We start from the raw sequence: 23,153 nt of genomic DNA on the forward strand, positions 1-23,153 counted from the left end.
CGGCGGAGAGCGCGGCGTCGCCTGCGGGGAGCAAGCAACGATTAGCTGCTCGCGCGAAGAGCCGTGAATTCTCCCGGATCCTTGATGTCCGGTGGGTTATTCACGTCGGCAAAGAGCTTGGTGTCGTCGTGCTTGCCGAAGTGAGTCACCTCTCGCGTGCCGCCTATCGCCGGGAAGCCGTCCGGACCGGCCTTCACCCCGATGGCGTTCATCAAGTTGCAGAAGTACTTGTTGATCGGCTGCGAGGCGATAGTCGGCGGAGTCCCCAGGTTATGCAGCTCGTTGTACTTGAGCACAGACGGGCCGTCCAGCCACCTGCAAGCACCCTCGCTGTTGCCGCGGGTCAGGTCGGCGCTGCCGCCGTCCACGTTCACGGCCTGACCCACCTTGAAGTAGCCCCCACAGCTCCCGGCCTGGAGGATCGGAAGGTTGTTGAGGTTGCGGGCGGCGCCGTCCGAACATTCCTGGAACCAGACGGTCGCGGTGTTGTCGAGGAGCTTCACGTCGCCCTCCTCGATACTGTCGAGCCGACCGACGAGGTATGCGAATTTCTTCGCGTACCAGTCGTCGATTTCTCGAAGCATTTCGAGCACACCAAGCGCGCAATCCCCCTGTATCGATTGGGTGCCAGTGCGGTGGGAGAGGCCATCGCAATCTCTGTCATGATCGATGCCGTCCCACTTGAAAACGACGGCCGGGGGGAACTTCATGAAGATGACGCGGTTCTGGTCGCAGATGGCCGAAAGCACCGCGAGGTCCAGAATGACCTTCGTGCGCTTCGGCACGTCGAAGCTCGAGCCGTCACCTTCCGCCGCCTGCACGGATTCGAGCGTCAAACCGAGCGCCGCCGCGATCTCTGCGGAGCATTCGGCCCTGACCGTGCCCGATGTCTGGTGGAGGAGATCCACCCAGTCAGAGAGCTTTCTCTTGTCCGACTGGCTCATGTCGACCCTCTGGAGCCTCGCCAGGTCGTCTCGCACGATGTCGACGATGCTCTTTCCGCGGGCCACCTTATACGAATCCGGCGACACGGGGCCCTGACCGAAGAGGTTCGTCAGGTCGTTGAAGACCTCGATCGGCGACCTAACGCCCCCGAATATCTCCCCGGGCGCGGAGTACGAGATATTCGATCTGGTGTCTTGCCCTTTCTGGCCCATGGACATCACGAGGGGAGGCGCGCCATTGGGGTTGACCTGCTCCGCACAGAAGTGATCGAGCGAGCGGCCGGTTGGCTTGGCGTTGAACTTGTCGCTTTCGGGCGTCACCGGGTGACAGGTGAAATACGAGCCGATGACCTGAGTGTGGAGATCGTTGTTCTGACCGTAGGTCCGCTCGAGGCTCCACTCGTTCATCGCTCGGATGCCGCGGGGCACCAGGAGCTTGGGCGCAAAGGGGGCGAGGTGCTTGAGCGTCGTCGCCTCGTAATCGGCGCCGGTCAAGGTGCCATGGGCCTTCTTCGGGAACCATCGATTCGTAACGCAGCCATTGTGCGTAAAGAACACGATCAGCCGCTTCGGACCTTCGACGCCGCCCGACTGCGCCTTCGCGGTACGCTCCGCGACGGAGCCCAAGAAAGGCGCAGCGACGACAGCTCCGCCCAGGCCTCGGAGGAATATTCTTCGGGTCAGATTCTTCGTCATGTTCGTATCCCCTTCTCAGTCTCCAACGACTCGCAGACGGAAAGAATCTGCTTGGGTAAGATCGGCGAGCAGATCGAGAATGGTATAGCCGTCGTCAGACAGCTTGATGTCGAGCTCATCGACGACGCAGGCGTCGCTCGAGTTCGGCGACCGTCGAGTGGCAAAGGAGACCCACCGCTCGGCATAGTGGCGCCTGACGCCCGGACCGGTGCCGAGCTCGGTCATCAGCTCGATGGGTGTCGTGATCGTCTTGGTGTTGTCAGCGCTAAAGTAGACGTCGGCGGTCCCGTCGATCGCACCGCCGAGCGGATCGGTCGTCTGCGCCTTACCAACCGCGTCGTACCTCTCGAGCACGAAGCCCGGCGCATTGGTAAAAGGCACGTGACACGCGGAGCACGCCGCCGGGGCGGTCAAAGCCTCAACGACCTGACGGTTCGTGGTGTAGTCGTTCGGAGGGACCGACGATGTATCCATAAAGGGCTCTGGCGGCAGGGTGATCCCGAGTAGCCTCGTGATGAACGCGCCCCGGAGGATCGGGTTCGTACTGGCGTAGGATGAGTAGGAGCTCAAGAACCCAACGCGGGTCAAGAACCCCGGCCGCTCGCTCGGGTCGAGCTCCACCCGCGTCAGCTGCGTACCGTAGCTCGCGGGATTGAGCCCATAGAGCGGAGCGGTGTCCTTGTTGACGAAACCGATGTTGCTCAGGAAGAGATCCTTGAGCGACCCCGCCGCGAACGCCACCTCCTCGAAGAAGGCGTCCATCTCTGCCACCATGAGGGGAGCCGCGTCCGGGGAATAGTCGGGGTACTTGGTCGTGTCGTGATCGCGGGTCCCCCACAGCGAACCTGCGCGAATCTCCGCCAAATCACGATGGAAGGCGACCACGACCCGCGCCGTCTTTTGGCGGTTCTGAATCATCCGCCGCGCCTGCGCCAAGATCTGCGCCTTGGTGGTGAGCTGACCAGCATCAGCCGCGGCGTTCAGGACGTCATCCGGAACGGAATCCCAGAGCAGGAACGAGAGCCTCGCCGCCACTTCGTGACTGGAGAGCTTGATAGCGTCTCCTTCTCGCTCCTGCGCCAGCTCGGGGAGCATGATGAACGAGGGCGAAGCGAGGAAGGCGACGAGGATGGCCTCAGCGACCTCTTCGGGCGTGCCCGGGGGCTCTAGCGTGGTGAGCCGCATGAAGCTCTGCACCTCCTCTTCTATCAGAGGACGACGAAAGGCCTTGCGACCAAAGGCGCGAATCGTCGCCTCGAGGCACCCTGGCGCCGCCGGATCGCAGGCAATGAACTTGGACTTGTTCGGCCCGGCCATCAGTTCGGCGGCAATAGATTCGGCTACCACGAGGTATCTGTTCCACGCGAGATCCGTCAGGCTGCCCTCGAAGTCGGAAACGAGGACCTCAGACGGCGGGCGGTTGTCGGCGCTCGCCAAGATCGTCACGCCGAGCAGATCCCGCACCACCGCGTCGTACTCCCGGTTCAACAGGCGTGGGATCTGGGACGTCGCCAGGATGTCGTGGCAGACACCTGAGCTCCCCCCGACGCCCGAGCTCCCCACGACACCGGAGGCGGCGCCGTTGCCACCGCCGCCGGCATTGTCATCGTCATTGCCATTGCCCAGAATCGTGATCCCGCACCCAGAGACGAAGAGCGAGAGCACCGAGGCGCAGCAGAGTAAAGATACGTCATCCAAGAGCCTCATGACAAAGCCTCCTGCGGTATCAATCTCCGAGTCTGTTCCCCGGGATCACGAATTCGTCGCGCGCGTCGATCCCGGCGGCCGATTCGATACGCTTTGCGTGAGGGCTGCCCGGGTGCGCTTCGAGGAAGCGCCGCGCCGCCGCATGGGCGCCCGCGCGATCCCCCTGGCTCGCCAGCGCTTCGACGCGGATCACGGCGGCCTCGTCGGCGAGCTGAGCGCCGGCGAACTCGCGCGCGTGGCGATCCAGCAGCGCGAGCGCGGCCGCCGGATCCCCCCGCCGCAGCGCGCGCCGCGCGGTGTCGAGCAACGCGAGCTCGGAGGCCAGCGTCGGCGCGCGCTTCTCGGGCGCGCGCGGGCTGTTCGCCGCGGGGGCGGCTGGTGCCGGGGCGGCAGGCGCGGCCAGAGGCGGCCCCTCATCCGCTGCACTCGGCCCTTCCGCTGCAAGCGACCCCTCCGCTGGAGGCGGCCCCTCGTCCGCGCGCTCCTCCGGGACTCGCCTTGCCTCCGCCTCTGCGGCGCGGCGGGCGGGCGGAGCACTGAACGCTGCCGGCGCGCTGGGCGCCTCCTGACCGTGCCTCTCCGGCGCCGACACGCTGACGACGCCCGTCCATTCCACGACCCCAAGCGTGAGGACCCCCGCGAGCACGCCGATCCCGAACGCGCTCAAGATCCCACCCCCGGCGGCCGCGCCCACCGCCGCGCCGCTCACCGCCGCGCCGCTCGCCGCCGCGGCCGCCCCACCCATGGCCGCCCCACCCATGGCCGCCCCACCCATGGCCGCCCCACCCGCGGCCGCCCCACCCGTGCTCGCGGCCGCGCCGCCCGCGCTCGCCGCGGCCGCGCCGCCCGCGCTCGCCGCGACCGCGCCGCCCGCGCTCGCCGCGGCCGCGCCGCCCGCGCTCGTCGCGGCGGCGGCGACGCCGAGCGCGACGAGCGTGCGCCGGGTCAGGCCGCTCGGCACGCTCTCGTCGAGCGCCGCGCGGAGGAGCGCCGTTTGCAGATCACTCCCCTTCTGGTCCAGGAGGCGCTCAGGATCACTCATTGCACTCACCTCGGAAATGGGCTCGCGCCTCGAGCCGCCTCACGGCGGCCTGGAAGTGCTCGCGCGCGCGGCGGAGGCGGGAGGCGACCGTGCCCGCCGGGAGCTCGAGCATCGCGGCGATGGTCGCCGTCGTCAGCTGCTCCAGCTCGAACAACACGAAGACCGCGCGCAGATCGAGCGGCATGGTGTCGAGGATGGCGTCGAGCGTCGCGCGGGCGCGCGCGCGATCCATCATCTCCTCGGGATCCGGCGCCGGATCGACGCGCTCGAGGGGCTCCTCCTCGAGGACCTCCCGGCGCCGCTGCCGCGTCCTCCGCGCGCGCGAGGCGATCCGCAGCGCCGTGCTGAACAGGAACGCCGACTCCCGGCCGGATTCGATGTCCCCGAGCTTCCGGGCCACAACGAGGAAGACCTGCTGCACCGCGTCCTCCGCGTCAGCGCGTGGCACGCCGAGCCGCACCAGCGAGCGCCACACGAAGGCCGAGTGCTCCGCCACCAGCGCGGCGAGGCGCCCCGCCGCCGCCCGGCTCTCGGGGGGAACAGCGGCGGGGAGCTCCACCAGGGTCAGCGCTTCACCACGGCTCACACCTCGAGCAATCTCCGGCTCGCGACCGTCTGATCATCAAAACGAGAGGCCGGCGCCGACGTGGAGCGCCCACGTGACCGCGGGCACCTCGTGAATGACCAGCGCGGGCCTCTCGAACATGAACGAGCGCCGTATCAGCGGAAATTGCGGTCCACCGTGCACGTCGACGCGCACGAGGGCGCCGAGCGAGGCGGTCATGCGCGCGAGGAGCCCGAGGCTGGCCCACGGTACCGTGGCGTCCTTCACCTCGGTGATCGTGTCGCCGACCAGCCCACTGCTGTGGAGGAAGCCGCCCTCCGCGCCCACGCAGGACCCGAGCGAGAGCCAGCGCGCCGGTCGGAGGACGTCCGCGCAGGTGTCGAGCCGACCGATCCAGCGGGTGAAGCGGGCGCCGCCCGGCCCGACATCGATGGCGCCGGTGGCGGCCACCTCGGCTGCGACGCGAAATGACGCGCGGAGGCCCAGATCGGCGCGCAGCTCGACGAAGGGCCCGCCGCCGAGGAGGGCCTCGGGCGCGACCCCGGACGCCGTGCTCGCCTGGATGCCGAGCGTCCACCGGCGCTCCAAGGGCAGCGGCCGCTGCGGGGAGCGCAATGCACCGGCGGCCGGTGACGGCGGGCGGGGCGGCGCGGTCGCGGGGCGCGCGACCGGGGCGGTTGGGGCCAGGGACGCGGCTTGCGGCGGCCCCGCGCGCGGCGGGCTCGCCGGTTCCGGCGCCTGGCCGCCGGGGGGGACGAGAGCCCCGGCCGGCGGCGCAGCCCCGGTGGGATCCGCGGCGGCGCCCGCGGCCCCGGCGGGGTCCGAATCGTCGGACGAGCGCGGCTTCGCGGTCGGCCGCTGCGGATCGAGGGATGCGGTGGGGTCGACCCAGAGGGCCGTGATGAGCGCCAGGGCCGCGACGACGTCCGCGCACGTGGCGCCGCCGACCTCGCGGACGCGCGCGTCCTCCTCCGTGCCGACCGTGATTCGGCCGCGGCTTTCGCCCTCGGCCGAGGTGATGTGCACGCGCACCTCGAGCGCCGCCTCGTCCGGCGCGGCTTCACGGGCGAGCTCCGTGCGCGCGGTCACCTCGCGCAGGAACGCCTCGGCGCTGGGACAGCCCTCGTGCGCCTCGTACGCGACGCGCAGGGGCTGTACCTCCGCCCGCGCGTCGGCCCCGGTCAGGACGCCAGCGAGCACGGCGACGGCCGCGAGCCAGCGCGGGGGCAGCACGGCAGTCTCGAACGATCGCACGGCGGCGCAGGTTACACCGAACCGCGCCGCCCGGGGCGGACCATCGAGGCGGGACTGCCCGACGATGAGGAATTGGCGAAGGAGCACAAGGTACTGGAGATGCACTACGGCGAACGCCAAGAACACCTCCTCCAGGGATTTGCTGAGCTCATCTTACTGCACGCCGGAACCGACCTCGGGCTGCGGCAAACCGTGGCCGTGGTAGCCGAGAGCGGCGGACCCAGCGTCAGTCATGTGGCGCTGCACGAGAAGATAAGGTTGAGCGCCCCCCATCTCCATGCGCTGGTCGGTCGACTGGCACAGGGAGATGAGGCGACGCCAGAGCGGTAGGCAGGCTACGAGGTCGTGACGGCCGACGGCTCGACCCCAGCTGGTCCCAGCGTCTGCCGACCGTGGCCGCGCAGCTGGACATGTGTGTTGGCGCAAATCGGTATCGCGGTCATTGGGCCTTATCGGCGGAGCAACCACCGAAGCTTCCTGCGAGCCCGGTGGAGTTGCCGCACCGCCGTCGAGCTGGGCATGCCGAGCGCGCGTGCGATGTCGCGGATACCGTGGCCGACCGCGCAGCGGGCGAGCATCTGCTGGTCGCGCTGCGGCAGCCAGGATATCGCGATGCGCACGGCGAGGAGGCGCTCGCGCGCATCGAGGAGAAGCTCGTCGTCGCGCGGCGGCTCCGGCCGGGCGCTCCACGGATCCGCCGCCGGGATTTCCCGGCGGACCCAGGCGCGATTGACGTGGTGCCCTACCTTGCGCCAGACGATGCCAAACAGCCAGCCGAGGAACGCTCGCCGCGGGGCGACGGACGGGTCAGGGCGGTATCTGCCCGCCTCGACAGCGATCCACGCGGCCACGATCACGGCCTGCGCCACATCCTCGCGGTCGCGGCGGGGGACGCCGCCGGAGGTGACGAGCGCGGCGATCCAGCGGCGCTCCGCGAGGATGCGATCCACGGGAATGCGCATGGCGGGGTGCTTGGGCGTGCTGCGCTCGGGGACAGCGGCTGTCGTGCGGCGTCGCGTCTGCATACCGGATCTCGGCAATCGGTGCCTGTAGAGAAGCCCTGAGCGCCATCGCGCCCGCGGCGGCCGCGCGCCGCTCGTGAGCGCGGGCCGGCATCGCGGCTCGACGGTCGAGTCGACCCACGTCGATGACCCCGAGTGCGGGAGCTCGCGATTCCTTGTGCGGAGGCGCTCTTCGCGGAGGCGCTCTTCTTCAGCGAGAGCTCAGCGAGAGCGCGCCGCGGGCGTCGAGGACGCCGGAGACACGTCGCGGCCGGGCGCGGGCCCGACACCCGGCAGGTCGTGGCGGCGCCCCTGCATCAGCGTGCGCGCCAGCGCGTCGTGCCCGATGGCGCGCGCCGCGGCGGCCATCCTCAGGCGCTCCAGGTCGTCGTCCTGCGCGTCGGGTCGGCGCTGCGGTTGCCGGGGCAGGGGACCCGGACGAGCTGACGCGCCGTCGCCGGTCCTCACGGAGAACATCGCCCCTCGCGCCGGTGCATCGTCGTTGAGCGCCAGATACGAGGGCTCGCTGGCTTCCTCGCCTACAGGCGCCGTCGCCGAGGCTGCGCTCAGATGCGCGGCGATGGAGGGGGCCGGCGATGCCGCGCCTCCGCGGAGAGCGCCGCTGTGGCCGACCAGCAGGAGCCCTGCTGTCAGGACGGCGCCGAAGGCGCCCACCGCGAGCGAGGCGCAGGTGAGGGCGACCGTTCGTGGCCGCGGTGCCCTCGCGCCGGACATCGCATGACGGAGCGCGCGCCCGGCGCGATGCAGCGGGTGCTCCCGCGACGCCGCGCGCCGCGAGCGCTCCCCCGAGCAACCTGCCGCGCGCATCGGCAGCAGGGCGGCGAGGCGGCGGTGATGGCGCGCCTGCCAGCGGCGCGCCGCCGCCTTGAGCTCCTCGCGCCCGTGGCGGACTCGGCTCTTCGCGGTGGTGGCGGGTATCGAGAGCAGCTCCGCGACATGGCCGATGCCCGCCTCGTCGAGCTCGTGGGCGATCACCGCCTCGCGCCGCTCCGGCGGCAGCTCGAGGAGCAGCTTCGACAGGAGCTGCCGCCGCTCGCGCTCCATCTGGCGCTCCTCGGAGCTCGGCGCCTCGTCGGCGACCTCCAGCGGCTCGTCCGGCCACGGCGCCTCGCGCCGCCGGTAGGCGCGGCGCCGGTACATGGATGCATGGTTGTGGACGATGGCCTTCAACCAGGCGCGCAGCTCGCCCCGGGCCGGATCGAACGTGGCGAGAGCCCGCGAGATGCCGTGCAGCACCTCCTGCAGCACGTCCTCCCTGTCGGCCGCCGGGATCCGCTCCGACGCCACGCAGCCGCGCAGGTAGCGGAGGTGCTCGCGGACGACGGTCTCCCAGGTGGGCGGCGGTGCTCCGGCGGGCGCGCCGCGCGGATCCTTTGCATCCATGCCCGATCCATTATCCGCCGGTTACCCGACGGCGCTCCAAATCGTTCGCGCTTCCGGAGCTGGCGGTGTTGCGTTGTCATTGGATTCCGGACCCCAGGCGGGCGCTGAGCCGACGTGGCGAGGCGTGGGGCACGCCGGGTGATGACGCTTTACGGGGACGTCGTTTGATTTCTCATTCGAGCGCTTGCCCGTTCGGTGCCTGCGGCGCGTGCTTGCGGACGAACAGGGGGCTGAATAGGCTCGGCGCCCATGCGCTTGGCGAGGTGCGTGGGGCTTGCGGTGCTGTTGGTCGCAGCAGGCTACAGCCGCGGTGCGCTGGCCGAGGGGCCGCAATCGGCTGGCTTGGGGGTCGGGGATGCGCCCTCGGCGGTCGCGCCGTCAGGAACCTCGCCTGAGACGGCTTCGCCCGCGGGGCTCTCGTCCGAGGCGACCGCGGAGACGATCCGCCGTGCGGAGCAGGCGCGGCGCGCCGGGCGATGGGATGAGGCTGCGGCGGCGTATCGAAATGCCTGGAAGTCGACCGGCGACCCTCGCTGGGCCGGCGAGCTCGGGCTGGCGGTGCTCTCGCTGCGGCGCTACCGGGACGCCGCGGAGCACCTGCGGCGGGCGCTCGAGGCGGAGGACGCGCTCGCGCCCGACAGGAAGGCTCGGGTCCAGCAAGGGCTCCGGCGGGCCGCGCAGGAGGTCGCCGCGGTCGCGATCGTGGTGGGCAAGCCCGAGGCGGAGGTGTTCGTCGACGGCCGGCGCGTCGGCCAGGGGCTCGCCACGTACGTGGTCTATGTCGAGCCCGGCAGGCACGAGGCGCGGGCGACGCTCGCAGGCCACGAGGACGGCGTGGGGCGCTTCGAGGCGCAGCGCGGGGACACGCCGGCGATCGGCCTGGCCTTGAAGGAGAAGCCGAAGCCGCCGGCGCCGCGGCCGGCAGCGGCACCGCCTGCCGCGGCGTCCGCGCCGGGGCCGGCGGCGATGCGGCCTGCGGGCGAGGGGACGGCGGTCGGACCGGCGATCCGGATCGGGGGGCTCGCGCTCGCGTCGGCGGGCGTCGTGGTCGGCGCGGGATTCGCGCTCGCGTGGGCGGTCAAGGACGGCGAGACCGCGACGTTGCGCGAGCAGATTCGCAGCGTGAGCGGGGAGAACGGGTGCAGCCTGAAGAAAGGGATCACCGACGCGCGGTGCCCCCACCTCCGGGACGCGCTCGAGGCCCGCGATGCCCTGGGTCTCGTCGCGGTCGCGAGCTTCGTGGCGAGCAGCGTGATCGGCGCGGCGGCGCTGTCGTCGTTCTGGTGGGCGCCCGCGCCGGACGAGGGCGGCGTCCGCGTGGTGCCGCGCGCGACCGCCCACGGCGGCAGCATCCGGATTGAAGGGGCGTGGTGAGGGCCCGGCGTGAAGGTGAAGAAGGAGGAGCGGCGATGAGACGATGGGAGGCCGGGCGGGTCCTGGCGGCGCTGGCGAGCGCGGGCGGCGCGGCGGTCGCGATGGCGAGCGGCTGCGGGACCGTGGACGGCTACGACTGCCACGAGCTCCTGGCGTGCGACGTCATCAACGAGGACGGCACCAGCAACGGGGGCTGCGAGGGGAGCTGTGTTCCCATGAATCTCTCCGGCTTCGAGCAGGGCGTGTACCTGGTGCGGGTGACCGCGGGCCTCGAGGACCTCCGGTGCGACGAGGCCGTGGTGTTGAACCCACGCTGGAACGAGGAGGACCGCAAGAACATGATTCCGCCGTTGTACAGCGAGCTGTTCGTCGCGCCGGGAGCGCATCCCGGGTGCGGCCCGTGCGCGTGCTCCGCGCCCGCGTGCGTCCTCCCGGCCGGCCTCACGGTGAGCTCCGGCTGGATGTGCGACGACAGCCCCGGCGAGACGTTGACCCCGTTCGACGCACCGGCCGGCTGGGATGGCGCGTGCGTCGCGCCCGGCGCGGTCGGGGCCGAGGCGTTCGGCTCGTTCCGGATCGCGCCCGTCACCGCGCGCCCTTGCGAGGTCGTGACGTCTCCTGTGCCGCGCGATGGCGATGCGCCCGCGGGAGGGCAGGTCGTGGTCACCTGCAACGCGTTGCGGGGCGACATGTGCCCGGGCGCTGCGCAGGTCTGTGTCCTCGGCGCGGAGCAGGTCAGCCCGGGCTGGCGCCGGTGTCTCCTCTCGGAGGACGACAAGGACGTCGGATGTCCCTCCAGCGAGCAGACCGCGGGCCTCCACTTCTCGGAGCAGCTCACGTTCTGGCGCGAGGTCGAGGACCGCCGCGCGTGCACGCCGTGCTCGTGTACCGAGACCGCGCCGAGCACGTGCGAGGCGCTCGTGTCGACGTTCGAGGACGGGGCGTGCGACGATCTCGTCGCCGCCGCGGTCGTCGCCGGCAACGGCGGCTGTCACGACGCCGAGCCCGGCTCGACGCTCGGCAGCGTGCGCGCGGAATGGCGGGTCAACGCGCCGGGGAGCTGCGCGCCGAGCGGCCGGGAGCTCGTGGGCGAGCTGAGCTTGAGCAAAAGGGTGATCGCCTGTTGCTTGCCGGAGGGAACATGACGCGCGCGATCGGGACGACGTGGATTCGGAGGACATCGATGGGGGCGGCGCTCCTCGCGCTCGGTGCCGGGGCGGCGCTGCTCGGGGCGTCGTGCAACTCCGGCCCGTGTCCTGGCATCGACTGCCCCGATCCCCATGCCGGCACCTGTCCCTGGCGTTGCGCCGAGCCCGTGTGGGACGGCACCAGCTACTCCGTCGACGGCTTCGAGAACCGGCGCGTCCTCGTCGCCTGGGTGGGGAGCCCGCGCGACGCGCCGGACTGTGAAGCGTCCAACTACAATCATTTCCGGGATTACTATCAAGAGCCGAAGTCCCTCGATCGCTGTCCCCGATGTGTGGCCGAGCCGCGGAGGGGGAGGCGATACGCAAGGGTCGAGCTCGTGAAGGGCGACAACTGTACCGATGACGTGGTCATCGAACCCCCCAGCGCCAGCGAGTTCGTGCTGCCGCCTCACTGGGACGGCAGCTGCGTGTCCCAGAGGACGGACGTGGTGCCGGCGCCGGACGACGTCGACCTCGGCTGGGGCACCGCGGAGTATGGACTCTGGGACTGCGACACGTCGCTCTCCCTGGAGGATGTGGACGCCCTCTGGGGGAAAATCGTTCGGGTGTGTGAGCGCACCTGGCCCATGGATCAGTACTGCGCGAAGATTGGCACCGAGTGTATCCCGGTGCCGGCGCCAGGCTTCCGCGAGTGCCTTCAGTATTTCGGTGGGGACGAGCTCCAGGCGTGTCCTCGCAGCCACCCCGAGCTCGTGCGGGCCCACTCCGGTGTGGAGGGGTGCACCGAGTGCGATTATGACGCCGATGGCATCGAGAGCGGGACGCGAACGCTCACCTTCTACGCCGACGAGCAGTGCTCGCAGCCGATTCCCAGCACCGATGCCCGCGGCATCGGTCAATGTTTCGACCTGCCGCCCGGCGTTTTCCCGCGGAGCGTCAGCGCGACGTTGACCGTCGAGAGCATCGCTGTCTGCGAGCCCAGAGGCGGGGAGCAGGAGGGCGAGCTCAGGCCGGGAGGCGTGGCGATCTTCTGCTGCGGGCCGGCCGCGTGACGCGGAGGGGTCCAGCTCCTCCGCGAAAGCGCTTGGAACGGCGCAGGACGAACGAGCTCGTGATCGATCTCGGCAAGGTCCGCGAGAGGCGCCGGCGCTCGACCGGAGCGTAGACGCCGAAGGGGTACCCGTTTCCTCAGGAGAAGAGGTCAGGGCCGTGCTCGGCCTGCCCCGGCCCCCGCGTGGCGCACCTCCTCGCACGCCGATCCGCGTCCTGCCCCGGGGGCTTCACAAGCGGGAGAGCCGGTCATCTTCGAGCAGCAAACACCAGCTCACTTACGCTGCTTTGGAGGCACGTGTCCTTCGATCCAGTCGGCTTGCGCGGCAATTTGCGCCGCTTGATAAGCCGGCGCGCACGATTGCTGGGACAGCGAGAGCGACACGGGCGAGTTGTCATGGGGCCCCTTCTTCCACCGCACGATCGCGTCGCTCTGCTGTGCATCTAGCGACGCATAAAACGCTTCATAGCGCCGCTGGTCGAGGTGTACCAGCGGCATTGGCTTGTTGTTCCGGTCTCGAGGGGCATGGCACCACGATTCAATATCGCGACCGTTTACAAGCGCCTTGCGGTGGTGGTTCCAGTAGTACCATAGGCATTCGATTAGGTCGATGGTCACCATGGTCACTCCTTCTCTTCCGTCAGCAACCCGGGCGCTTCCGCCAGGAAGAACTTCTTTATCCGCTCCCACCTCGTCGCGGTCAACCCTCGCGGATACACGGGATCCTTCTCCGCGTCCTCGAAATACGTCAGCGATCGCAGCACATGATACAGATCCGCTTCCGACACACCGAACTTCGCCACATACGCCGCCGCAGCGTCCCGCAGCGGCAGCCCACCCTCGGCGAGCGCGTGGAGGTCCCAGAAATCGCGACGCAACCCACGTCGCGCGATCGCGGAAAGCTTCATCGCGGCCAGGTCCCGCACCCCTGCCACGGGGAACGCTTCCGGGCCGGGCTCTGGCGCATCGAGCAGCCCGTAAGGGTACCTTACGATATCCACTGGGACGTCGCCCACCCGTACCCGCAACGCCGCATCGGTCGTGCTGATCACCTGCATATCGGGCACCACAGCCCGAACCGCCTGGGCCAGCATCGTCAGATCGATGTCTGCGGACACGCTGAACAAGTCGAGGTCCAGCGAGCGACGGTGGCGTAAATGCACTGCGACGGCCGTCCCCCCGGCCAGGTAGAACCGCTCGATCCCTGGGACGATCTTCAGTCGACCCAGGGCGCGGCTTTGTTCCTTCGCCAATCCGGTGAACTTGCCCACACCTCACCCTCCGCCTTCAGCACCGCCCGCCAGAACCCGAGCGTCCGCGCACTCAATTCGGGGTGCCCGACCTCCCGCAAAAAGCGGTGAATTCCGTTCATCCCGTATGTCCTGATGAGCCAGCGCACCTCTTCCAGCCGGCCGAACTCAAGCACGCGCGGGATGATGTAGTTCCGGGCCGTCGCCGTATCGAGTGCCTTGGCGTCGACGTCCCAGAACACCCAGCGGAACTTCTCCGGCACCTTCGCCATGCCCGAGTCTACCGCACCTAGAGATTCGTGAGGAAGCCCCTGCCGCTCGGCCTTCGGGCGGACTGCTGGATCCGCCGGCCTCTGTCTGGGGTCGCGAGCACGAGCCAGGCTTCCACGGTCTTTCCGAGGCCGACGTCGTCGGCGAGGAGCAGCGAGACCCGGGGCATCAGCAGCGCCTTGAGGAGCGGAACGAGCTGGAAATCCTCGACCTGGACGGCCCCGAAGAAGGGCGAGGCGATGGGCAGGTCCGGCGAAAAAAAGCTTCCCCGCCTTCGCACAGCGGCGCGACCGAGCGACCGCGGCAGCGGTGGTCTTCGGAGCGGCGCTGCATGAGCGTGCCGAGGCGATTGCGGGGCGGGCCCCCGTCGAGCAGCGCTCGGGGCTGCGAGCCCGGGGGGCACCGGGGGTGCGAGGCGAAAATGGGCTGAGCGAAGCGGTTCAGGGCGACCGTGGAGCGGTTCAGGGCGACCGTGGAGCGGTTCAGGGCGACCGTGGAGCGGTTCAGGGCGACCGTGGAGCGGTTCAGGGCGACCGTGGAGCGGTTCAGGGCGACCGTGGCGCGGTTCAGGGCGACCGTGGCGCGGTTCAGGGCGACCGTGGCGCGGTTCAGGGCGACCGTGGCATAGGCAGGAACGGCTCTGGAGGGGCCAGCACGCTCCTCACGAAGTACTCCGCTCAGGCCTCTTTCGTGCATTCACGGCTCGTGAACGAGCGCGGAGAGACCCCGGGGCGCTGCCGGCGCCGAGCGCACCATCGATGGTAAATAGTTGCAGTGACCCTGCTCCTCCTGCGGTTGAGCTGCGGCTGCGGCCGATGCTGCTGTCACGAGAGCCATCTCCGCTCTCGTCCTGGCGTGGAGTTCGTGCTCCGGTGGTCACCCATCCTTGCGGGCCCAGATATGCCAACTTACGGTACCCGCTCGCAACCGCAGCACGGGAGGATCACCAATGCCCTCGAAGAAGAAGGATTCGAATTGGACCACGTGGGAAGACATGCCGATCGAGGAGTTCCGGGCGCGCGCCGAGAAGGCCAGGGCCCTGGCCGCCGAGTTCGGCGAGAGGCTCGACAGCCTCTTCCCGGGGCTCGTGACGCTGACGAAGGAGCAGCGGCAGACCGCGCCGCGGCTGCGTGACGGCGAGCACGCGATGCTGAACAAGGTGCTCGACGTGGTGGACATGAAGCCCGCCCTGTTCGAGTCGCTCGCGGATCAGGACGAAGGGATGGACCCGAACCGCTTCGAGACCGCGCTGCTCCGGGACCGCATCGAGAAGCACCTGCTCTTCAGCAAGCTCGCGGAGAGCCTCGCGCCGATCGGCGGGGAGCTCGGCGACTCGACGCTCTACACCGCCGTCAAGTTCCGCGAGGCGCTCTATGCAGCCTACCGGATCGCCAAGACGCACGCGCAGACCGATCGAAAGGTGATGGACGTCCTGGCGCCGGTCATCGATTTCATGCGGAGGAACGTCGTCACCGCGGCCGCGGCGAAGAAGAGCCGCAAGCCGGCGCCGGCCCCGAGCGCGATCGCCGTCGCAGACGACGCGTAGCCTCGAAGGCGGCGAGGGATCTAGCGACCGGCTCCCCGGCGCGCGCCGTCGCGTGGCGCCGCGGCCTGCTCCACCATGCGCCGCCCTTCCATCGTCATCTTCCAGCCGATCCCTCGCTGCCGGAGCTCCGCGGTGTAGATGGACTCGCGGCGGAGCCGGCGGGACACGAGCGCCGCGATCGCGGTGGCGAGCACGAGCGGAAGGACGATGGGCGGTCTCGGCGGCGATGAGCAGCCGCGCCCGGTCGATCGGCAGCCCCAGGTGGTCGCTGACGAGCTTGCCGGCCGCTCCTCCGAACTGGATGAGCGGCCCCTCGCGGCCGATCGATCCGCCGGTCGCGATCGCCAGCCACGACGCGGCGGACTTGAGCAGGGTGACGCGCATGGACAGGCGGACGCGCCCGAGGACCACGGCCTCCATGACGTCGCCGACGCCGTGCCCCGCGGGCGCCCGGGCCACGAGCACCCCAGCAGGCCGGCGAGGAGGCCGCCCGCGGCCGGCAAGGCGAGCCGCGCCGAGCGCGGCGCCGCGAGCATCGCCGACACGACTTCCGACGTGCCCGCGGCGCGGTGGAGCGCGAGCGCGAGCGCCGAGCGGAACGCGGCCGCGAAGGCCGCCGCGGCCGTGGCGACGAGCAGGACGCCGAGCCCGAAGCGAACGCTCGCGCTCCACCGCGCCGCGGGCGCCGCACGCGAGGCGGCGGCCTCGCCGTGGGCCGGGGCCGCCGGAGCGTCGGGCGAGGCTGGAGGTACCACCCGGGGACACGACCACCCGGGGACACGACCACCCGGGGCGTCTGCTCTCCCGGCCCGCGCGGGCGGCGTCCCGCAGGGGGCCTGAGGAACGCATCCGGGGCTGGTCCGGTTCTTGAGAAGCCATTCCAATCGAGACATCGAAACGAAGGGCATGGCCGACTGCCGCCAGGTGCGGGCGAGCCCGTCGTCCGGGCGTCCTGCGCGAGCGGCGATGAAGGAAGGTGACACATGGTCACGAGCGACACGTTGCTTCCGCCGACGCGGATCGTCAGAGATTACCTCAACAGCTCCCTCGTCTGGAACGACTTCCTGGCACAGGGCGGCTTCGTCTCCGGCGACATCGTCGTGGCGGACCCGTTCAAGGCGGGAACCACGTGGACCCAGCGCATCATCCAGCAGATCCTCGACAACGGCGAAGATCGCGAAGAGGCGCTCTCGGACACCTCCCCCTGGCTGGACTCCAGCTTCGGCGACCACGCCGCGATGCTGGCGATGCTGAAGGCGCAGCGCGAGGCCGGCGAGCGGCGCGTGCTGAAGTCGCACCTGCCCGCGGACGCCGTGCCCATCGCCGCGCAGGCCCGCTACATCTTCGTCGGCCGGAACGGCAAGGATCTCGGCATCAGCTTCCACAACTACTTGAGCCAGTTCTCCGCCGAGACCATGGATAAAATCAACCGCATCCACGCGGCGTGGTCCGGCGATCCAGCGCGCCTCGTGATTCCGGAGAGCATGCAGGAGTTCTTCGACCGGTGGCTCGACACCGACGGGTACGGCTGCTGCGACCTGTTCGACGTCGTGCGATCGTGGTGGGAGCTCCGGGACGAGCCGAACGTGCTCCTCGTGCACTACCGGCGGCTCAAGGAGGATCTGCGCGGTCAGATCGTGCGCGTCGCCGGGTTCATCGACGTCGATCCGGCCGGGCTGCGGTTGGATCGGATCGTGGAGCACTGCTCGTTCGGCTACATGCGCGCGCGAGCCGAGCAGATGGCCCCGTTCGCCGGCGCGCACATGCGGGACCCCAAGGCGTTCTTCCACAAGGGGCCGGCCCGCGACTACCGCGCCGAGATCACCCCTGCGCAGAGCGCGCGGTTCGATCGGCTGGCGCTGGAGAAGCTGGGGGGCGATTGCGCCCGCTGGCTGGAGACCGGCGAGGAGCGCCCCGGAGCGTCGGCCGGCGGGCGCCGTCAGGCTGCCTGATCGTGCGCTCGTTCCCGCGTCGCCGAGAGGAGGATCTGCGCGACCTCCGGGCGGCTGAACTCGGGTGGAGGCAGCTTCCCGGCGCGCAGGAGCTCGCGCACCTGCGTCCCCGAGAGCGTGATGCGCGTCTCCGGTCCGCCCGGCGCGGTCTTCTCGGTCGCCATCCCGCCGACGACCGTGGACCAGAAGGCCTCCTCGAATTTGAGCGGCTCGATGCCGAGCTCGCCCGGGAGGAAGTCGTCGAACGCGCGCTGCGCGTCGTACGTCCCATAGAAGCGCCCGACGCCGGCGTGGTCGCGCCCGACGATGAAATGGGAGCAGCCGTAGTTCTTGCGCACGAGCGCGTGGAAGAGGGCCTCGCGCGGCCCCGCGTAGCGCATGGCGGCCGGATACAGCCCGAGGACGACCCGGTCCGCGGGGTAGTACTTCTCCAGCAAGAGCTCGTAGCAACGCATCCGCACGTCCGCCGGGATGTCGCCGGCCTTCGTCGCGCCGACGAGCGGGTGCAGCAGGAGGCCGTCCGTGATCTCGAGCGCGCACTTGGTGATGTGCTCGTGCGCGCGGTGGATCGGATTGCGCGTCTGGAACCCCACGACGCGCCGCCAGCCGCGCGCCTCGAAGGCCGCCCGCGTCGCCGCCGGATCCCGGGGATGCTCCGGGAACTGCGGCACCACGGGGCGATCGACCAGCCAGACCTCGCCGCCGAGGTACACGTCGCCCGAGGACCGCAGGGAGGCGACGCCCGGGTGGCTCCCGTCCGTCGTGCCGTAGACGTCGCGCGCCTCGAGATCCTTGTCCGGTGTCCAGCGGTCGGCGAGCTCGAGCACACCGACGACCCGCCCGTCCGGCGCTGCCAGCGCCACCTCGCTGCCGAGGGAGAGGCGGCCGGCGTCCTCGCCCGGGACCGCGAGCGTGATCGGGATCGACCAGACGAGGCCGCTCTCCAGCCGCCGCTCGTGAACCACGCGCAGGTAGTCCCGCGACGTCATGAACCCCTTGAGCGGGGAATAGGCGCCATTGCCGATGAGCTCCAGATCGCTCGCCCCGCGCTCGTCGAGCGTCACCCTGGGTAAGCCGGCCGCGCGCTCGAGCAGCCGTAGCCTGGTCTCGCCGCGAACGAACCTGTCGACGAGCTCCCCGCCGTGCGGGGGCACGAGGCCCGTCCGCGCCGGCTCGGCCGGCTGCGCCGCGGGACGGATGTATCCGAGCTCCTCGAGCTTCGCGAGGATCCGGGCGACGCCCTCGCGGGGCGACTCGCGATCGGTGTGGACGACCACCTCGGGCGAGGGCGGCGGCTGGTACGGGTCGTCGATGCCGGTGAAGCCCTTGATCTCGCCCGCGCGGGCGCGCGCGTAGAGCCCCTTGGCGTCCCGGCGCTCGAGCACCTCGATGGGGCACTCGCAGTAGACCTCGCAGAAACGCCCGATCGCGCGCCTCTGCTCGTCGCGGATGTCCCGGTAGGGGCTGATCGCCGCGGTGATCGCGCATCCGCCGGAGCGCGCCACGAGCCTCGCGACGAAGCCGATCCGGCGGATGTTCGTGTCGCGATCCTCTCGCGAGAACCCGAGCCCCTTGGAGAGGTGGGTGCGGACGACGTCGCCATCGAGCGACTCGACATGCACGCCCCGCCGCGACAGCTCGGCAGCCAGCATGGCGGCCAAGGTCGACTTGCCGGACCCCGACAACCCAGTGAACCACACCACGAAGCCCTCGCCCGACGCCATTCTGTGCCCCCTCCCGACGCGTTCAGCGCGCGCCAGGGCTTGGGCACGCAGTATGCCATCTTGCGTGGGCGCGCTGCCCGACGCGCGGGCGGCCGTCGCCTGCCTCCCGGCGGCGCGGGAGATCTCCGCGCGCTCGGGCGCGCTCGGCTCGTCCCCCGGAACGCGTCGGTACGACGCGACGAAGCGCTATGACGATGTACCTGATAGCAGCGCTCGGCCTGGTCATCGGGATCGTATCGGCCATCCTCGGGGCTGGCCCGTCGATCCTCACCGTGCTCCTCTTGACCAGCATCGCCGGGCTCGCGCTCCACCGCGCGGTCGCCACCTCGCTCGTGGCCGTCCTGCTGATGAGCCTCGTCGCCGTCGTCCCATACGCCATGGAGAAGGCCGTCGTCTGGCGGTTCGCTCTCGCCTTCGGCCTCGCTTCGATGACTGGGGCCTACCTCTCCGGACACATCGCGGGCGTGATCCCAGAGCGCGTCCTTCAGGTGATCTTCTTCATGGCCACGGTCGTGGCGTCCGTTTCCATGCTCCGGAACCGCCCCACGCTTCCGCGGGACCAGGGCAGAAGGCGGCCGGGCTGGCAGACGTTGGCCGTGCTCGCGGTCGGGGGGGCCCTGGTCGGGTGCTTGACCGGCCTGGTCGGCCTCGGCGGCGGATTTGCCATCGTTCCCCTGCTCGTCGTGTTCGCGGGGACCCCCGTGCACGCCGCGATGGGCACCTCTATCCTCGTCATCGCGATGAACACGATGGCTGGTCTCGCCGGCCATCTCCCCCACCCGCCGGTCGATTGGCGGATCGCCGCTTGCCTGAGCGTCAGCGAGTGTGCGGGCAGCCTGGCCGGCGCCCGGCTGTCCAGTCGCATCAGCGCGGCCGTGCGCCGTTGGGCGTTCGCCGGCCTCATGCTCGCGGCGTCCGTCGTGACGCTCGGACGAGCTATCCACGGATAACAGCCCTCGCGAGCGCCGAGCGGCGCCGCCGCGGCTGCGCAGAGCCCCGCCGTCACCTCACGGCCGTCCGGCCGGTGGGGGCGCTCTGGCGGTGGGCTGCGCTGGTCGACCCTCGCTCACGCCACCAGCCCCGGCAGCGCCCCGGTGCACACGCCGGGGATCCCGAACGTGGTCACGTCCTCCAGCCCCATCGCATTGCACACCGACACGAGCAGGTTGTTGTGCGGCAGGTCCGCATACTTGATGTAGCGCCCCATCTTGAAGTACCCGCCCACGCCGCCCGCGAGCACCCACGGGATGTCCCTGTACGTATGCGTATTGCCGACGCCGAGCTCATTCCCCCACAGCAATAGCGTGCTATCGAGCATCGAGCTGCCGTCCACCTCCTTGGCGAGCGCCAGCTGGTCCAGCACGTACGTCACCTGCTCGCTGTGCCACCGGTTGATCTTCACGAGCTTCTCGTTCGCGACCGCGTCGTCGTCGCCGGCGTGGGACAGCTCGTGGTGCTCCTCGTTCACGCCGATCCAGGGATAGTATTGCCAGCTATCGGCGTTGGCCCACATGAACGTGGACACGCGGGTCATCCCGCAGATGTGCGCGAGCAGCATGAGATCCATCTGCAACCGGCCGACCTTCGGATAGTTCTCCATCGCGCGCGTGTCGAACTTCTCCGGCATCTCGAGCGGCGTGCACGAGACCCCGGAGCTCTGCAGCCGCTGCTCGATGTTGCGAATGCCGCCGAGGTGGGCCTCGAGCCGCGCCTTGTCCTCCGAGCTGACGCGCGCCTGCAGCCGGCCGATATCGTCCTTCAAAAAGTCCAGCACGCTCTGGCGCTCGGCCATCAGCCGCTGGAGCTCCGTGTCGGACAGGTCCGCGTTGGCGAAGATCCGCGCGTACATCTGGAACGGGTCGTCGACCGCGATGTTCGGCTGGTTCGCGCCGCGGTACGAGATGACGCGGAGCGGCTCCTGCCCCTCGATGCGCACGCCGAACTCGAGCGACGGGAACTGGCTGCTTCCGCCGATCCGATTGGCGATGTATTGATCCACCGAGATCCGATCCGCCCAGCCGGCAGGCCCGCCCGCGCCGGTGAAGCTGCCGGCGAGCAGCGAGCCGCCCGTCAGCATCGCGCCGGGGCCCTTCATGTGCGGGCCGCCGGGCTTGTTCGCGCTCGGCACCCCGAGCTCGTCCTCGACCGTCGAGTTCATGTGCACGCCCTTGAGCACCAGCATCTTCTGCTTGTGCGCCTCGAGCGGCTGGAGGATGGGGCCGAGCGACAGCGGCGCCTCGTGCGCGTCCCCCGGCGGGAAGAACGCCGACGGCACCGTGCCGTTCGCCGAGAAGATGCCGATGAAGCGCTTTGCGCCCGGCTGGTTCGCGTCCTGACCGAACACGGTGGCGCTCCGCCAGATGGGGCTCGTCAGCGCGACGGTCAGGGCGCCCAGCCCGCCGAGCAGCTTGCGGCGGCTGATCTGGGTCCGGAGGTCGATCGGGCCTTTGCGGTTCATGGCATCTCCTTCGCATCCGCGTGCGTATCGATCGGACGACGGTACAGGAAAGCGTCCGTCTCCACGACGGCGCGGGGCAGCGCGTTCAGATCCTGACCGGCGCCCCTGAACGTCTCGAGCAACCGCTCCATCGAGCAGCCATCCATGTCCTGCTCGAAGCGGGCGATCGCGAAGCGGAACCACTGACGCGCCACGCACTCTTCCACCTCGGCGCTGCCCGCGAGCCTCTCGCCGAGCTCCGCCACGCCCACGAATTCGCCGTTCATGTCGCGGGTGACGACCACCTTGCCGCTCGCGTCGACCGGCTTGCCGCCGTCGAGCTCGCGGTAGCGGCCGAGCGCGTCGTAGTGCTCGAAGCCGAAGCCGATCGGGTCGAGCAGCTGGTGGCAGCCGGAGCAGCTCGGGTCCACCTCGTGCTGCGCCAGCCGCTCGCGGGTCGAGCTGCTCGCGTCGACCTCGGGCGGCTTGGGGATGTTGGCCGGCGGGGCCGGCAGCTGCTGGCAGAGCAGGGCCTCGCGCACGAACCTCCCGCGGTAGATCGGCGAGCTCTCGGCGGGCTTCGCCTGGACCGCGAGCAGCGCCGGGAGCGTCAGGATGCCAGACGCGGTGCCGTCCGCGCGCTCGAGCGCCTGGAAGGCGTCGCCGCCGGTGACGCCGTAATACCCGCCCAGGTCCTTGTTGTAGAAGACCGTCGTCGAGGTGAAGAGCGCGCGCAGCGCGCCGCCCTGCTCGTGGAGCACGTGGTCGAAGAAGGCGTCGGCCTGCCCGCGCAGCGACTCGCGGAACGACCGCGATTGCCACTCGGGGAAGGCGCGCTCGTCCTTCACCACGCCGTAAAGGCCGTTCAGGTGCGTCCAGCTGCCGAGGAAGCGATGGAGGAGCTTTTTGCCGCGCTCGTCCTCGAGCATCCAGCCGACCTGCGCCGCGACGCCCTCCCGGGTGGTCAGGCCGCCGTCCTCGATGGCCTCGTTCAGCCGGGCGTCCGGCAGCGTGCCCCACAGCGTGTAGGAGAGGCGCGCGGCCACCTCGTGCGGAGAGAGCCTCACGGCGCGCTCGCTCACCTTCTCCGAGGTGCCGATCTCGACGCGGTAGAGGAAGCGCGGCGACTGCAGCATGCCGCGGAGGAGCATCTCGATCCCGTGCTCGTAGCTCGTCTCCGCGCCGACGTCGAAGAGCCCGAGGTGTCGCTCGATGTCCGCCGCGTCCGTGATCGGCGCGCGGTAGGCGCGGGCGCCGAAGCGCACGACCACCTGGCGCGCGCACGCGCGCGGCTCGGCGCCGGCCTCGCAAGGCGCGATGTCGCCGAGCCGCGCCGGGTCGGAGGCGATCGCCGCGGCGATGACGTCCGCCGCGGCCTGGAAATGCTCGAGCTCGACCTGCGTCACGTCGGGCTGCACGAGGCCGAACGCCGACGCCTCGATCGCGGGGCCGAGCGCCGCCTCCAGGCCGGGCACGTCGCCGACGAGGTCGCGCACGGTATTCAGGTACTGCTCCCGCGAGAGCAGGCGCATCGGCGACGGCCCCGGATCGACGACGCTCGCGTCGCACTCGAGCGCCTCCCCGGGGGTCACCGTCCCCGGGCCGCCGCCGCTCGAGCTGCCGCTCGTGCCTTCCCCGGGCGGCGCGCCGTCGACGCCTCCCAGATTGCCGAGGCACGCCGACAGCGCGAACGCCAGGGCGAGCACTCCCACGCTTCCGTGGGCCGTGGATTTATCGATGGATAACGTAGTCATTCAGGGCTCCGCTCGGGGCTGCTGGCGACTCCGG

The 23,153-nt window shown here is 70.3% G+C and carries 23 protein-coding genes and 1 pseudogene; 8 read left to right on the forward strand and 16 right to left on the reverse strand.

The window, feature by feature from the left end:
* Window positions 1–41: 41 nt before the first annotated feature.
* Genes WME98_RS27675 through WME98_RS27695 form a run of 5 tightly spaced genes read right to left on the reverse strand, consistent with a single transcriptional unit; the run spans window position 42 to window position 6,187 of the window.
* On the reverse strand, window positions 42–1,640 hold the full coding sequence (locus WME98_RS27675; RefSeq protein ID WP_437944695.1) for a DUF1552 domain-containing protein: 1,599 nt from the start codon (window positions 1,638–1,640) through the stop codon (window positions 42–44).
* Window positions 1,641–1,655: 15 nt separating this feature from the next.
* Complete coding sequence (locus tag WME98_RS27680; RefSeq protein WP_437944696.1) at window positions 1,656–3,347, reverse strand: DUF1592 domain-containing protein; 1,692 nt, start codon at window positions 3,345–3,347, stop codon at window positions 1,656–1,658.
* Between the two features lie 19 nt (window positions 3,348–3,366).
* On the reverse strand, window positions 3,367–4,389 hold the full coding sequence (locus WME98_RS27685) for a hypothetical protein (RefSeq protein WP_437944697.1): 1,023 nt from the start codon (window positions 4,387–4,389) through the stop codon (window positions 3,367–3,369).
* On the reverse strand, window positions 4,382–4,975 hold the full coding sequence (locus WME98_RS27690) for an RNA polymerase sigma factor (RefSeq protein WP_437944698.1): 594 nt from the start codon (window positions 4,973–4,975) through the stop codon (window positions 4,382–4,384). Before WME98_RS27690 ends, WME98_RS27685 begins: the two co-directional genes overlap by 8 nt.
* A 36-nt stretch (window positions 4,976–5,011) precedes the next feature.
* A complete protein-coding gene (locus tag WME98_RS27695; protein WP_437944700.1) occupies window positions 5,012–6,187 on the reverse strand; it encodes a hypothetical protein in 1,176 nt (391 codons plus the stop codon).
* 93 nt (window positions 6,188–6,280) lie between these two features.
* On the opposite strand from WME98_RS27695, the gene WME98_RS27700 reads away from it, so the two are divergent.
* A complete protein-coding gene (locus WME98_RS27700) occupies window positions 6,281–6,538 on the forward strand; it encodes a hypothetical protein (RefSeq protein ID WP_437944702.1) in 258 nt (85 codons plus the stop codon).
* A gap of 119 nt (window positions 6,539–6,657) precedes the next feature.
* Here the strand turns inward: WME98_RS27700 and WME98_RS27705 are convergent, their stop codons facing one another.
* Together WME98_RS27705 and WME98_RS27710 are read right to left on the reverse strand one after the other, a co-directional pair.
* Complete coding sequence (locus WME98_RS27705; RefSeq protein WP_437944703.1) at window positions 6,658–7,170, reverse strand: RNA polymerase sigma factor; 513 nt, start codon at window positions 7,168–7,170, stop codon at window positions 6,658–6,660.
* 261 nt (window positions 7,171–7,431) lie between these two features.
* Window positions 7,432–8,613 (reverse strand): sigma-70 family RNA polymerase sigma factor, encoded by a 1,182-nt coding sequence (locus tag WME98_RS27710; protein WP_437944704.1) that lies wholly within the window; start codon window positions 8,611–8,613, stop codon window positions 7,432–7,434.
* 342 nt (window positions 8,614–8,955) lie between these two features.
* On the opposite strand from WME98_RS27710, the gene WME98_RS27715 reads away from it, so the two are divergent.
* From WME98_RS27715 to WME98_RS27725, 3 genes are read left to right on the forward strand one after another with little or no spacing between them, the layout of a single operon-like run.
* Window positions 8,956–9,987, forward strand: a complete 1,032-nt coding sequence (locus tag WME98_RS27715) for a hypothetical protein (protein ID WP_437944705.1) — start codon at window positions 8,956–8,958, stop codon at window positions 9,985–9,987.
* 35 nt (window positions 9,988–10,022) lie between these two features.
* Window positions 10,023–11,132 (forward strand): hypothetical protein, encoded by a 1,110-nt coding sequence (locus WME98_RS27720; protein ID WP_437944706.1) that lies wholly within the window; start codon window positions 10,023–10,025, stop codon window positions 11,130–11,132.
* Complete coding sequence (locus tag WME98_RS27725; protein WP_437944707.1) at window positions 11,129–12,187, forward strand: hypothetical protein; 1,059 nt, start codon at window positions 11,129–11,131, stop codon at window positions 12,185–12,187. Before WME98_RS27720 ends, WME98_RS27725 begins: the two co-directional genes overlap by 4 nt.
* Before the next feature lie 272 nt (window positions 12,188–12,459).
* Here the strand turns inward: WME98_RS27725 and WME98_RS27730 are convergent, their stop codons facing one another.
* From WME98_RS27730 to WME98_RS27745, 4 genes are read right to left on the reverse strand one after another with little or no spacing between them, the layout of a single operon-like run.
* Complete coding sequence (locus tag WME98_RS27730) at window positions 12,460–12,807, reverse strand: hypothetical protein (protein WP_437944708.1); 348 nt, start codon at window positions 12,805–12,807, stop codon at window positions 12,460–12,462.
* Between the two features lie 2 nt (window positions 12,808–12,809).
* On the reverse strand, window positions 12,810–13,457 hold the full coding sequence (locus WME98_RS27735; RefSeq protein WP_437944709.1) for a nucleotidyl transferase AbiEii/AbiGii toxin family protein: 648 nt from the start codon (window positions 13,455–13,457) through the stop codon (window positions 12,810–12,812).
* The gene (locus WME98_RS27740) at window positions 13,403–13,708 is read right to left on the reverse strand and encodes a DUF6922 domain-containing protein (RefSeq protein ID WP_437944710.1); all 306 of its coding nucleotides are present in this window, start codon (window positions 13,706–13,708) and stop codon (window positions 13,403–13,405) included. Before WME98_RS27740 ends, WME98_RS27735 begins: the two co-directional genes overlap by 55 nt.
* A 17-nt stretch (window positions 13,709–13,725) precedes the next feature.
* Window positions 13,726–13,986, reverse strand: a complete 261-nt coding sequence (locus tag WME98_RS27745) for a hypothetical protein (protein WP_437944711.1) — start codon at window positions 13,984–13,986, stop codon at window positions 13,726–13,728.
* A gap of 171 nt (window positions 13,987–14,157) precedes the next feature.
* Here WME98_RS27745 and WME98_RS27750 point away from each other — a divergent pair, with 171 nt between their 5' ends.
* Together WME98_RS27750 and WME98_RS27755 are read left to right on the forward strand one after the other, a co-directional pair.
* Window positions 14,158–14,334 carry a hypothetical protein gene (locus tag WME98_RS27750; RefSeq protein ID WP_437944712.1) on the forward strand — a complete coding sequence of 59 codons (177 nt, stop codon included), beginning with the start codon at window positions 14,158–14,160 and terminating at the stop codon, window positions 14,332–14,334.
* Window positions 14,335–14,655: 321 nt separating this feature from the next.
* Window positions 14,656–15,252, forward strand: a complete 597-nt coding sequence (locus tag WME98_RS27755) for a hypothetical protein (protein WP_437944713.1) — start codon at window positions 14,656–14,658, stop codon at window positions 15,250–15,252.
* A gap of 20 nt (window positions 15,253–15,272) precedes the next feature.
* Here the strand turns inward: WME98_RS27755 and WME98_RS27760 are convergent, their stop codons facing one another.
* Window positions 15,273–15,446, reverse strand: coding sequence for a hypothetical protein (locus WME98_RS27760; protein ID WP_437944715.1), 174 nt, complete (start codon window positions 15,444–15,446; stop codon window positions 15,273–15,275).
* An 85-nt stretch (window positions 15,447–15,531) separates the two neighbouring features.
* Window positions 15,532–16,131 (reverse strand): annotated as a pseudogene (locus WME98_RS27765) (chloride channel protein); the annotation flags it as partial.
* A 104-nt stretch (window positions 16,132–16,235) separates the two neighbouring features.
* On the opposite strand from WME98_RS27765, the gene WME98_RS27770 reads away from it, so the two are divergent.
* Entirely contained in the window at window positions 16,236–17,204 is a 969-nt protein-coding gene (locus WME98_RS27770; RefSeq protein WP_437944717.1) for a sulfotransferase domain-containing protein, read from the forward strand.
* Here WME98_RS27770 and sat read toward each other — a convergent pair.
* Window positions 17,192–18,928 carry a sulfate adenylyltransferase gene (gene sat / locus WME98_RS27775; protein ID WP_437944718.1) on the reverse strand — a complete coding sequence of 579 codons (1,737 nt, stop codon included), beginning with the start codon at window positions 18,926–18,928 and terminating at the stop codon, window positions 17,192–17,194. The genes WME98_RS27770 and sat overlap by 13 nt on opposite strands.
* Before the next feature lie 188 nt (window positions 18,929–19,116).
* On the opposite strand from sat, the gene WME98_RS27780 reads away from it, so the two are divergent.
* Window positions 19,117–19,878, forward strand: a complete 762-nt coding sequence (locus WME98_RS27780) for a sulfite exporter TauE/SafE family protein (protein WP_437944719.1) — start codon at window positions 19,117–19,119, stop codon at window positions 19,876–19,878.
* Window positions 19,879–19,994: 116 nt separating this feature from the next.
* Here WME98_RS27780 and WME98_RS27785 read toward each other — a convergent pair whose 3' ends face one another.
* Both WME98_RS27785 and WME98_RS27790 read right to left on the reverse strand, forming a co-directional pair.
* Window positions 19,995–21,386 carry a DUF1552 domain-containing protein gene (locus WME98_RS27785; RefSeq protein WP_437944720.1) on the reverse strand — a complete coding sequence of 464 codons (1,392 nt, stop codon included), beginning with the start codon at window positions 21,384–21,386 and terminating at the stop codon, window positions 19,995–19,997.
* A complete protein-coding gene (locus tag WME98_RS27790; RefSeq protein ID WP_437944722.1) occupies window positions 21,383–23,119 on the reverse strand; it encodes a DUF1592 domain-containing protein in 1,737 nt (578 codons plus the stop codon). The genes WME98_RS27785 and WME98_RS27790 overlap by 4 nt, the downstream gene beginning before the upstream one ends.
* Window positions 23,120–23,153: the final 34 nt, after the last annotated feature.

The organism is Sorangium sp. So ce296, from assembly GCF_051529605.1.
Classification (GTDB): Bacteria; Myxococcota_A; Polyangia; order Polyangiales; family Polyangiaceae; genus Sorangium; species Sorangium cellulosum_D.